Source organism: Pseudomonas sp. sp1636, assembly GCF_030376615.1.
Taxonomy (GTDB): domain Bacteria; phylum Pseudomonadota; class Gammaproteobacteria; order Pseudomonadales; family Pseudomonadaceae; genus Aquipseudomonas.
In genome coordinates this window covers 109,369-121,468 of sequence record NZ_JARRAB010000015.1, presented here as the reverse complement: position 1 = coordinate 121,468, position 12,100 = coordinate 109,369, and the positions used below count along the sequence as shown (strand labels likewise).

Annotated in this window: 5 protein-coding genes and 1 pseudogene; 2 read left to right on the top strand and 4 right to left on the bottom strand. The window is 54.3% G+C overall.

The genetic code is table 11. The features are described from left to right. Window positions 1-337: 337 nt before the first annotated feature. Window positions 338-477, top strand: a pseudogene (locus P8H27_RS15605) (IS3 family transposase); the annotation flags it as partial. A gap of 88 nt (window positions 478-565) precedes the next feature. Here P8H27_RS15605 and P8H27_RS15600 read toward each other — a convergent pair. From P8H27_RS15600 to P8H27_RS15585, 4 genes are read right to left on the bottom strand one after another with little or no spacing between them, the layout of a single operon-like run. Continuing rightward, complete coding sequence (locus tag P8H27_RS15600; RefSeq protein ID WP_289638522.1) at window positions 566-1,915, bottom strand: hypothetical protein; 1,350 nt, start codon at window positions 1,913-1,915, stop codon at window positions 566-568. Next, window positions 1,905-2,825: an ATP-binding protein gene (locus P8H27_RS15595; protein ID WP_289638521.1), complete on the bottom strand. Its 921-nt coding sequence runs from the start codon at window positions 2,823-2,825 to the stop codon at window positions 1,905-1,907. Before P8H27_RS15595 ends, P8H27_RS15600 begins: the two co-directional genes overlap by 11 nt. Beyond that, a complete protein-coding gene (locus P8H27_RS15590) occupies window positions 2,822-4,732 on the bottom strand; it encodes a hypothetical protein (RefSeq protein WP_289638520.1) in 1,911 nt (636 codons plus the stop codon). Before P8H27_RS15590 ends, P8H27_RS15595 begins: the two co-directional genes overlap by 4 nt. Then, window positions 4,729-5,409: a hypothetical protein gene (locus tag P8H27_RS15585; RefSeq protein WP_289638519.1), complete on the bottom strand. Its 681-nt coding sequence runs from the start codon at window positions 5,407-5,409 to the stop codon at window positions 4,729-4,731. Before P8H27_RS15585 ends, P8H27_RS15590 begins: the two co-directional genes overlap by 4 nt. Window positions 5,410-6,960: 1,551 nt before the next feature. On the opposite strand from P8H27_RS15585, the gene P8H27_RS15580 reads away from it, so the two are divergent. Beyond that, complete coding sequence (locus P8H27_RS15580; protein ID WP_289638518.1) at window positions 6,961-12,099, top strand: RecQ family ATP-dependent DNA helicase; 5,139 nt, start codon at window positions 6,961-6,963, stop codon at window positions 12,097-12,099. Window position 12,100 lies beyond the last annotated feature (1 nt).

The following is a 12,100-nucleotide window of genomic DNA, read 5'->3' as shown; positions in this document are numbered from 1 at the left end:
ACCATCCACCTTGCTACTCAGCAGTTCCTGAACCGACCAAGGCTTGCGCGATCATTCCCCATCAGCGTTACCGGGGATGCTGCCAATCTGCAGTTGGCACATGGGCAAGCCGTTCGATGGCAGTCAGGCTCGGCCGGAAGCTGCGAATCACCCAAAGCGTCGACTTCTATACTCAAAATATCTTGGTGACTATAAATTATAGTTGCAGAGATATTTGGAGGATAATTCCCTGAGATCCGACCAGTTGGTAGGCACTTGTCACTATTCGATGAGCCAGTACAGGTGCCCGTAATTCGAGTTCCATACACCGGCCTGACTCAGCAATTGCTGGCTTCGCGAACTGTTACACCTGCGCCGCTTTGCCACCCGAACCGAGGCTGAGGCAGCCAACCAGAAGTACATCGACATCTCCTATAACCGCCAACGTCGCCACTCGCGCCTTGGCTACCTGCCCCTGCTGAATTCGCCAATAAGTACTCGTATTTACGGCGGCCGCTAGAGACGGGACTGTCGCCGGCGACAGGGCACCTCAAAGGCGTTTGGCACGGCTTTTCAGGCACCAAAGTTAGAAGTAAAACATCGCCGTAGCCCGCATCGAGCCGTAGAACAGCCTGGGCGTTGCCGGGGCGCTCAACTCTGCGCGGGTACCGAAATTGCGAATACCTAGTGCCTGCCCGGCCTGGACCGGCCCTAAGAGCTGGCGCATGGCTGCACGGTCAGCGGGCAGATCGAATTCACACTTATAGTAGCCTCGCAACCACTCGCCAAGGAGCCGAGACAACAGCATATTGCTGCTGCCGGCGTCTAATACCGCGAAAAAATGCCGAGGATCGATGTGAACGAAAAACTGCGACGCAGCACGACTCCAGAACCATAAGCGCGCGACAAGCTGATAGAAAACGCTTTGAAAGAAACGTCGTGAAACCCTAGGCACCATCTGGAGTTTTGCCAGCTGATGCGAGGCCTGCTCTGAAAGCCGCGGTATCGCTTTATCATTGCTCAGGTATTCAAATTTTTGCCGAAATATCGACAATGCCACGTTGTACAAGCACACGCTGCGCGACGAATCACCGACGCCGGGTCGTGAAAGAACTGCGCCGCAGGGGCAGTGGCGATGCGCTTTGAGCAGGCGAACTTGATGAAATCTGACAAAGCACCTGTAGCACTCATCCGGCGAACCCGGTACCGCACATTGGCCGAGCATGTCGAAAGTCTTATGCCATATTTTGGTCGTTTTATCAGGGAGAAACTCCTGTATAGCGCAGCTGTCTGCAAGGGCTTGCGTGCCATCATCGGTCGCCTTAGCGAAATTGATCACGTCCAGTACCGCCAGCCGGTGCAGTCGTTCAGTATTGACGTGAAAATTCATGCAAGCCAACCCACTAGTGCTGGCGGCATAGGAACGACAGGCAGCAAAAATCGCTTCCCGGTTCGGCACCCAGTAACCGCAGTCCTCGCAACTGTAGCCGACCGGACTCCCGAACGAGGTAGGTGCGAACTTCCGAATGTCGTGGCAACGCTCACATAGCGGTTTCAGCGGCCGGTGATGCCACGGACAACTGGCCACAAAGCGCAGTGAAAAGACTGCTGGTACGAATCCTGTTTCCGCCAGGCATTCCGCACAATACTTGATGGGGCCGTGAACATTCTTTGGAAAATAATCGCCGGTACGTTTGACGAAATTGCTGGACGACAGAAAGGAACGAGAGGTGTGGTATATCTCGTCCAGGGCCCTCTCAATCTGAGTTTCCCTACCCTTTTTCGAACCGCGCCGTGACTTCTTTAGCGGAGACGTTCCCAGCACGACCCTGCCACAGACGCCATTCACCACCGCGGCTTTGTGCAGAGCGGCAACGGCATGATCATATGGCCATGGAAAGTTATCTGGGAAAAATAGCCCGTGTTTATAGTACATCGCAGAACATCCGAACACTCGTGCGGCGGACCGCTTCAATGACTAGCTTGTCATCGGCTTCGAACAAGGCGTTGTCATGCGGCGCGATGAGCAGCAACAGGTCGAGGATCGACTCGCGTACGTGCTGCATGGGGAGATTGTTGACGTATTCCCCCGCTACACTTTCATCGAACGCCTTCCAGAACAAGCCCGCCAGCGGTGCCAGCCTGAGCCCGGCGGCAAAGGCCTCTGTCGCGAAAAACGCGGTATAGCTGGTGCCCGACCCGACGGGGTACTCGGAGCCCTCGTCACACGCCTGCAGTATCGCCGTCAGTTCGTCGACGCTCCGACACCCGTGGAACGGAATGATTTCTGCAAAGAAGCGGGCCACTATCTGCGGGCGCTTCACCGCCCGAAGCCCGCTGAGTAGATGATAGATCTCCGATTGCGCAAAACCGATGACCGTTAAATTGATGTTTTCCGACTGGAGATAATTGTGAAGGTCCGACAGAACGCGAAAGTCGTTTTGACGCCATTGTTGAATCTCATCGACAACCAATACACATTGTGGCGCGGGTTGGCCGGTCACATGCCCTTCGATATAGGCCAGCAGGTGCTGAAGATAATCCACGCCTCGCGCATTAGGCGATGCCCGCTCCGATTCACATATCTCCTTCAATACGGACTGCCGTCGGCCGGGTTCACGGTGGCGGGCGATGTGGAGCATGGTGAACACGCCTGGCAACTTGATCTTTAACTGCTCGGCGACAAATTGTGCGCAACGGGTTTTGCCGACCCGCGACGCACCTTCGAACAACACGCCGGATCGTCTGGCGGCCACCCGATCGAGACTCAAGCGAAGGACGCGCACCATCTGGTGCGTGATAAACAGCGCCTGGTCGGTCTTGAGAGGGTGAGCGCTGGCGTTCATCTCTCGACTCGGTTCAGCGCGCGACCAGGCGAGGGCAGCTCACCGTATTCGCTATCAGCTTGGATAAAATAGTCCGGTCGAAATGCCCGGTTTTTCCGAGGACGCGGGTTTTCGTCCTTTTGGGTCGCAGCTTCCCGGCTGAGAGACAATGCCACTCCGGCTTGCCCGTGTTGGGTGAAATAATCACTGAGTTGCTGGGTCGGGGATTTATCCTCATCGATCTTCAAATCCCCTGAACGGATCAAGCTGTTCACCTTGAGTCGCACGGAGGGCGTATGTTTGAACTCTCCCCACCATCCTTGCGCGCAGAGATAACCGATAGACTCACCATTTGGCAGATAGGCTTTGACTGCTCGGTAATCGTGATTATCGACTTCGATCAACAACTGCATTCCGACAAAGGCGAAGTCACCAGCCAGGATCGCGCTGGTATAGCGCACCCGATCTAATTGGATGTAAGGACGACGCCCACTGTCGCAGCTTCCACGCACAGTCGCTTTACGAGTGGTCAGGTCCGCCTGCAATCGTTCTCGCTGCTCTGCTGAGTAGCTCGGAATTAGTGCGCCCTGGCGGAAGAACTGCTCTAGGTAACCTAGCGGCGAAAAGAGCCCCAGCCCTTCACTGGGCGTGACATTGTAGTTGGCAAGCAGCACATCTATCGCATCCTCCATCAGCGTGAAGTCGATCTCGTACTTCACGGCCTTTTGCTCGGCGTCCTTGGCCCGCCCGGCATGAGGATGGCTTCCAGTTGATGAGACCAACAGGTGAACTTCCCGTACCACCTCCAGAAAGGAACGCTCGATTTCCGCGCGCACCTCGAAATGCCCCACCGGCCCTATGCACACTTGGAAACCGAAGTCGCGACGTGCCTCCGTGGTAATTTTCTTGGCGAGGTTGGACAGGTGGGAGTCGGCAAAAAATACCCCGAAGCTAATACCTTGGCAGCCCTCGATGACACCCGAGGGCAGTCCGGCACCTGGCTTATACTGATACTTTTCGTTTACCAACGCTCTTGGGCACCATTTCCCAAGACAGGCTTGGGCGATGACTTCACGGACATCGGCCGCTGAGACTTCACTTCTCAGGACAAGCTTGTAGGCCAGGACAGCATTGGAAAAGGGTTCGATCATCGACAATAACCAAATTCGATCAATCGCAATCCACTGATAAAACCCCGGCATTTCCTCTACGCGCAGCGCGAAGATGGCGTCGATGTGATGTCCATCAAGCTGAACACAATCGAAAGGCCGCTTAGGGTGGATGAAACGTCGATGACCCGTGCCGGTCGCCAGATGAGCCACGGCAACCTCATCACCGTGGGCATGAATGTATTGGACCGCAAACCTTACACGTAGAGCTTTTAGGTACTTCCGGATGGTTGTACGACCTTTGTGCTTGGTATTGAAAGGCCAAGACGGTGAAGCAATGCCAGCCTTCTCTAGCGCTTGTTTAAACGCTGAGACTAAGACACTCATCCCCCCTCGGTCGTCATTCAATACCGCACCTGGAGTACAGAGTAGGTCGATCATGGCCGCTTCAATTTCGGGGTGCTCGGACAACAGCATGTTGAGCGCACCGGTCAGGCCACCCTGCTGCTCACTTCGCTTCACACCAATGGGCTTGCGTCGCTCATAGGGAACAATCCGGGTGTACGCTATCAGCGCCCGCTCACCAAAATAATGTCCCTCTTCATCCATCGAGCAGAAGCGATGTGCAAGCCGGTTAATCTCGTTGGACGGCATTCCAGTTTGCAGCCTGATCGCTTTCATCGAGGCCCCGTCGATGTACATTGACACGGCAAGCCGCTTTCGGGCGAAATCCGGCCATTGCGCCTGCGGCACCGTCGCTGGCTCGACGCGCGGCCAGTCGCCCTGTCTGATGGCCTGCGGGATCGCTGTACGTTTCATGAGGAGCCTCTCAACGACCAAACCGTGTGTTGGGAGGGCGTAGAATCCTCAACCTCGACTGTCACAAATCCTTCAATGGTGAGGCGCACCATTGCACAGATCAGGTGAGTAGGTGCCAGCATGGGAAATGCTTGCAGCAATCCGCCAAACGTCCCCGCCTGCTCCTGATTCACGTAGCTGAGGACTGTCTCCTGCACGTAATCCACCAGGGGTTGATTACGCCCAACCGCGATGAAATGCATGAGGCGGAGACGTGGAAGCAGCTCATACTGGCGGGCAGTGCGCGTGGACTCATCGAACAAGCGGTATAATGCTCCGTTGTTCGCGGCTAACTCCCGCTGCATCATGATTTGTTGGCTGGGATTGACTTCATCAACATATCCGGCTTTAACCTCATGCCACTCCAGCACGCCGTCGGCGTTCTTCGCCACGACATCTGGCCGAGTCCGACGACCGCCTACTTGATCGCCATACAACTCGTTTGCCGCCGGGATCCAGAAATCCACGACATGGGCATCAAACTCAAGGTTCAGAAGCCAGTGTGCGAACTCCTGGTTGCTTTCCAGAATGAGGTCAGTCCGTATCTTGTGGCTGTAGACTAACCACAAGTAGCTGCGTGTCGATCGCCGACTACGGATCCGGGCAAGAAATGCATTTTCCGGTGTTTTGCTAGGCATAGCCGCCCCTCTCAATTGAATTGAGTCGTGGGGTGACTCGTCTCTCCCGCGCGTGAATTCCCTTTGAATGGGGAGGCATGCACCAATATATAATAATAGACACAGATATATGATTAGCTGATCGAAAAGAAACCTAAAGAACCAGCCGCCTATTCGCTTTCGTAATATGCGCTGGATACCCCACTAGAAGAACGATGCACCATCCATTACGGTGAGACCTCATGAATAAGAACAAGGTTGAACTAAGCGGTGCCCCTAGCAGAGCAGAAGCTAATCGCCGCAGAGCCTTGCAGCATTACATCGAGTGGCAAGGACGAGATTTACCGTCGTTACCTTACGAAGTCTGTCTCTACCTAGCAGACTGCTATGGCCGCATTGACAGAAGGCGAATGGATTTAGCGCTTTCCGCTCTCGGTTACTGGCACAAGGAGAACGACTTTCCCGATCCTACCGCATGTCCGTCAGTGATCGATCTGGTGTGCCAACTCTGGGACAGGATGCCTCTACGACGCAAACCACCGTTCCAACGGCCTCCTTCAATTGTAGATGTAATGCATCTGGTCGAGGCACATGAGCGCTGTTTCTCCCCTAGAACGCCGCCGGATTTGGACCCGCGCGGAAACTCGCTAAAATCAATCTACCGATCCGAATTGATCGCTTACCGCAATAGAGCAATTTTGCTAATAGGATTCTGGTTCGGGATGACCACCGCAGAGGTGTGTAGACTTATGAGGCACGATGTAAAAATAACGAGTAGTTCTCTTGAAATTACCTCTAATCGTATCGGTGAGAGTGGGCGAAGAAGGAGAAACACCTTCCAGATAGTCCGCCTGCCCTTACTCTGCCCTCTAGCAGCACTTGAGGACTGGCTGGCTTGCGTAGGTAACTCGAGCCACTATCTCTTCCCTCGCACAACCCGGAAAGCGCTTCCTGGCCCGGTTAGCTCTCGATCTGTGCAGGTTAGCTTTAATAAACTAATGGCGGCGAATAATGGACCGCCGTTCAGAATGCCCTCGCTTCGCTATAGCCTTTACTTTTTCCTTGCGGATAATGGCTGGTCTCGCCAGAAAATATTGGCACATGTGCCATTTTATAAAAAACAAGCATCCAAGACACGCATAATAAATACCCGCCGAGACGGGCGTATAGATCTCTTAGCCTTCTCCTCTGAAGACATATCAAACATAACCTCCATAGTCGAGAGCAGTTGCTATCAAGCCGCTTAGAGTTTATTTAAATAAAAAAGCGTGCAAGCATGTCTACCTTATCTGTTCATACGTGAATCTTTAGTTGCAGGAAAGAACACAGCTTCAGTAAAGTCGATTTTTTGCGAACAAATTTATTGAAAAATTTTCAGCGCACAAATAAAGCTCTTTGACTTTTAAAGTTTTTTTCTCTGGGTTAATTCGATATATTAGTTCTGAGGACTGAACTAGAGCGCTCAGAACTAATTCATTGAACATAGTTTGCGCGACTATGACGCTCCCACCGCCGTCACTGATAGGTTAAAGTCCCTGCTTTTGTAGTAATTACTTCAGGGGCGTGTAGTACATGGCGCAGCTTCCTCAGCCCAAGTGTTTGGTGTTCGACCTTGAGGTAGTGCCCGAACAACCGAATCAACCGGCCAAGATTTTTAAGATTGGCGCTTTGCGGCCGGATACCGGTGAGGAACTCGAATTAAGCATTAACAAAAATCTTGCTGCGGCGCTGGAACGACTGGATCAAATGGCTGAGGGTGCCAGCTTTCTACTGGGGCATAACCTGCTCGCCCATGATCTGCCTTTGCTTCGCAGCGCCGCCCCCCATCTAAAGCTGCTAACCCTGCCGGTGATCGACACCCTACGTTTATCGCCACTGGCCTTTCCGCAGAACCCTTATCACCGTCTGATCAAAGACTACAAGCTGATCCGCGACAGCCTGAGTTCGCCGCTGGCCGATTGCCGCTCGACGCTGACTTTATTTCAAGACCAGCACCAAGCCTTTACGCGACTGGCTGAAAATCAACCAAACGAACTGCTGTGTTATCAAGCCCTCACCGCACCGCAAATCGGGACTGGTCTGGGTAATTTTTTTCTGGCCATGAGCGGCCAGCCGCCAATAGAGCTACTCCGGCTGCGCGAATTACTTCCTGCATTACTGCAAGAAACAGATCCCGCGCTAAAGCGGGACTTGAAGGTCTGTCGCACACGGCTTACCAGGCTTATTGAACAAGATCTGAGCCTGGCCGACTTGAACTGGCCAATGGCCTATGCCCTGGCATGGCTGCGGGCATCTGGAGGTAACTCTGTACTCGCCCCCTGGGTTCGCTATCAGTTCCCGGCGGTAAGCCGACTGATCTCAGAGCTTCGCGACGTGCCCTGCACCGACAAGAGCTGTCAGTACTGCCAAAGCGTTCACGATCCTCGTCTAGAGCTGAAGCACTACTTCAATTTCGATGATTTCCGTTACGAAGCCGACGGCAAAAGCGCGCAGTACGACATCGTTCTGGCTGGCATGCAGGGCAAATCGATATTGGCGGTACTCGCCACCGGCGGCGGCAAGTCCATTTGTTATCAATTGCCTGCGCTGAACCGCTATCACCGCAACGGTAGCCTGACGATCATCATCTCGCCGTTACAGTCGCTGATGAAAGATCAGGTCGACGGTCTGCTCGCCAGCAATGTGCAATGTGCTGCGGCGCTCAATGGTCTGCTGACGATGCCTGAACGCGCCGATGTGCTGGAAAAAATCCAGATGGGCGATATCGGTATTCTCCTAGTGTCGCCAGAGCAGTTTCGCAATAAGGCCTTCCGCAAGGCCATTGCCAATCGGCAGATCGGCGCCTGGATCTTCGATGAAGCGCACTGTCTATCCAAATGGGGCAACGATTTTCGTCCTGACTACCTGTATGCCGCGCGCTTTATTCGCGAGTTCAGTGCCGACGCACCTGTAGCGCCGCTTGGCTGCTTTACCGCCACGGCCAAGCAGGATGTGCTGGACGATATTCACCAACACTTCAAGGAAGAGTTGGGCGTTACATTTACCGCTTTTATTGGCACGCCCGAACGCACCAATCTGTGTTTTGAGGTGCTTCCAACGGGGGCAGGCGAGAAATGGCAGCGCACCCATCTGCTGCTGGAGGACGAGTTAGGCCCGCAAGACGGCGGCGCGGTAGTTTTTGTTTCCAGTCGCAAGAATGCGGAAGAACTCGCGGCTTTTCTGATTGAGCAAAACTGGGCCTGCCGCTTCTTCCATGCGGGTTTACAGCCCCATGAGAAAAAGGACATTCAGGACGACTTCAAAGCCGGGGCGCTACGCGTGATTGTCGCCACCAACGCCTTCGGCATGGGTGTAGACAAGCCCGATGTGCGACTTGTGGTGCATGCCAACATCCCAGGCTCGCTGGAGAACTATTTACAGGAGGCTGGCCGTGCGGGGCGCGACCAGCAACAAGCCAAATGCGTACTGCTGTACGACCCCCAAGACATCGAAACGCAGTTCGGCCTCAGTGAAAAGTCCAAGCTAAGCCTGCAAGATATTCAACAAATACTGCGCAAAGTTCGCAGTGAGGGTAATAGGCGCAAAGGCGGACAGCTGATTATCACCGCGGGTGAAATCCTTCAGGATGAAAGCGTTAATACCAGCTTCGAGGCTGATGACCGTGATGCCGAAACTAAAGTGGTCACGGCTATTGCCTGGCTTGAGCGCGGTCAATACTTAAGCCGTGAGGAAAACCATACCAAGGTCTTCCCTGCCCGCCTCTGCCTCAGCGAACAAGAAGCCGATGCGCGCTTATTAAAATCCAAACTACCCGCACGCCGACTCGAAGAGTTTCGAGCCGTACTGCGTTTTCTTTATGCGGCGGATGCCGATGAGCGAATCAATACCGATCAACTGATGGCGCTCACCGAGCAAAACCAGGAGGAAATCAGCAGCACGCTAAAACAGTTGGAAAATCTTGGCCTGTTGGAAAATGACTCGCAGCTGACGATCTACCTGCGCCATGGCGTAGTTGGCTCATCCAATGAACGTTTGAGCCAATCAGTGCAGCTGGAAAATGCGTTGTTCAGCGAACTGCGCGAGCAAGCGCCCGATGCCGATCAGGGCGGTTGGCAAGATATCAACTTGCCGCCGCTCACCGCGCAGCTTCGCCAGATCACAGCGCAAGCAGACCTGCTCCCCCTGCACATACTGCGTTTGTTGCGCAGCCTGACCCAGGATCGTGATGGCGAAAGCTCGCAGCGCAGTAGCTTCGAACTTCGCCAGTTAAACCGCGACTACCTGAAGCTGCGTATTCGCAATGGCTACACCTGGCAGAAAGTACAGGAACTTGGTGAAAAGCGCCGTGCCATCGCCGCGGTGCTGTTGCCATTTCTTATCGCCAAGTTGCCCAGCGGCGTGCGTGCCAAAGACCTACTGGTGCAAACGACTTTTGGCGAGCTCGTGAAAATGATCGAAAACGATCTAGTGCTCAACGCCACCATCAAGCCCGAGCAACGACCAAAGGCCATTGAGCATGTGTTGCTCTATCTGCACCAGCAGGAAGTGCTCACGCTGAATCACGGCATGACCGTGATGCGGCGCGCCATGACCATCGAAATCAACCCCGACAAGCATGGCCAGCGCTACCTCAAAGAAGACTTCCTCAAGCTCGATGAGCACTACCGGGAGAAGCGCATTCAGGTGCATGTGATGCGTGAATACGCAGAAGTTGCCCTGAAAGAGATGGCGGCTGCCTTGAGCTTAGTCATGCACTACTTCAAAGAGAGCAAGCAGGACTTCCTCAAGCGGTACTTTTCCGGCAAAGACGAGGTACTCAAGCTGGCGACCAGCGAGGCCTCATGGCAGTCGATTGTCTATGCGTTGAATACCACGCAAAAAATCGTGGTCGCAGACCCCGACGACCGTAACCGCTTGATTCTCGCGGGCCCTGGCTCTGGCAAAACACGCGTTATAGTCCACCGCATTGCGTACCTATTGCGCGTGCGCCGTATGCCGGCCAGCAGCATCATCGGCCTAACTTTTAACCGTCATGCCGCTAACGAAATCCGCCGTCGTCTGTTTGATTTGGTTGGTAACGAAGCCTACGGCTTAACCATATTGACCTATCACGCGATGGCAATGCGCCTGACCGGCGTGAGCTACTCACAACGCGAAAAGATCGATGACGGCGAGCTCGATGCGCTACTCGAACGCGCCGCCGAACTGCTCGAAGGCAAACACTTAGCAGAAGGTGAAGATGATCTGCGCGAGCGTCTACTGCGCGGTTATCGCTACATCCTGGTCGACGAGTATCAAGACATCGACGAGCGCCAGTACAACCTGGTCAGCGCCCTGGCCAAACGCCACAGTGAAAACGACGACGATCTGTGCATTTTGGCCGTCGGCGACGACGATCAAAATATCTACCAATGGCGCGGCGGCAGCAATCGGCATATCGAACGCTACCAGCAAGAGTACAAAGCCGACATCAGCTATCTGGTGGAGAACTTCCGCTCCAGCAAAATGATCATTGCGACCGCCAACCTGCTGATCGAAAAAAACCGTGAACGACTCAAAGCCAAACATCCAATCCAGATCAACAAGACTCGCCAGGAGCTGCCCCCGGGCGGCCGCTGGCAGACTCTTGATCACCTGCGGCAGGGCCGGGTTTCATGTATTCGGCTACCCGCAGCCGACAGCGCAACAGGCAACATCCAGGCACAAGCCGTATTGGCAGAGTTGCAGCGTCTCAAGGATTTAGAGCAGCGCGATGATTGGCGGGGCTGCGCAGTTCTCGCACGCACGCACCGCTTCCTGCTGCCGATTCAGGCCTGGTGTGAGCACAATTCGGTGCCCTACTACCTGGCTGCCGACAAACAGAGCGCACTCCCGCTAACGCGCCAGCGTGGTTACATCCAAGCCATTGAACATCTTCACGCGAGCGAAGCGCCGCTGCTCGATGCGAACAGCGCAAACGCCTCCCTGCAAAGCCTATCGCTCGATGAACAATGGACTGAGTTTTTCCATACGGCCTTCGAACAGCTCAAGGGCGAGTTCGGCGAGTGCCAGCTCGCACGGGCGACGCTGATTGATTGGCTTTATGACTACGCGCGGGAAATACGCCAACAACCGCGAGCCGGACTTTACCTCGGCACCGTGCACTCCGCCAAAGGCTTAGAGTTTCGCCATGTGGCTTTACTGGATGGCGGCTGGAACCCAAAACAGCAACAGTTAGAGGATGAACGCCGCCTGTACTACGTTGGCATGACCCGAGCCGAAGAAACGCTGACTCTTTGTGAATTTGCATCCACCAACGCCTTCACCCAGTCGTTCGGTGGAGCTCTGGTACAACAAAGTTTCAGCGGCCAGCATGACCCGGCATTGGATACCCAGTATCAAGTGTTCAGCATGAAGGACATCGATATTGGCTACCCTGGCCGTCAGCCTGCAACCGCCCTTATTCATCAGGCCATCCGAGAGCTTAAACCGGGCGATTCATTACGTTTACACGCTGAAGGCGAACGCTACTTACTCCAAGACCTGCAAGGACGTACCGTCGGCAGCACATCAAAAGCCTTCCGCTTGAGTCTTGAAGTCGAAACATGCGAGGTCGCGGGCATCATCACTCGCTATGCCGAAGACAGCGAGGATGAATACCGTATGCGCTGCAAATCTGAGCGCTGGGAAATTGTCATACCTAGGGTGAGTGGGCGGAGCACCGCCCAGTAAC

Excerpts from the sequence above, each read along its gene's own strand:
- P8H27_RS15600 (WP_289638522.1), bottom strand. The coding sequence starts at position 1,915 with ATGTACTATAAACACGGGCTATTTTTCCCAGATAACTTTCCATGGCCA.
- P8H27_RS15595 (WP_289638521.1), bottom strand. The coding sequence starts at position 2,825 with ATGAACGCCAGCGCTCACCCTCTCAAGACCGACCAGGCGCTGTTTATC.
- P8H27_RS15590 (WP_289638520.1), bottom strand. The coding sequence starts at position 4,732 with ATGAAACGTACAGCGATCCCGCAGGCCATCAGACAGGGCGACTGGCCG.
- P8H27_RS15585 (WP_289638519.1), bottom strand. The coding sequence starts at position 5,409 with ATGCCTAGCAAAACACCGGAAAATGCATTTCTTGCCCGGATCCGTAGT.
- P8H27_RS15580 (WP_289638518.1), top strand. The coding sequence starts at position 6,961 with ATGGCGCAGCTTCCTCAGCCCAAGTGTTTGGTGTTCGACCTTGAGGTA.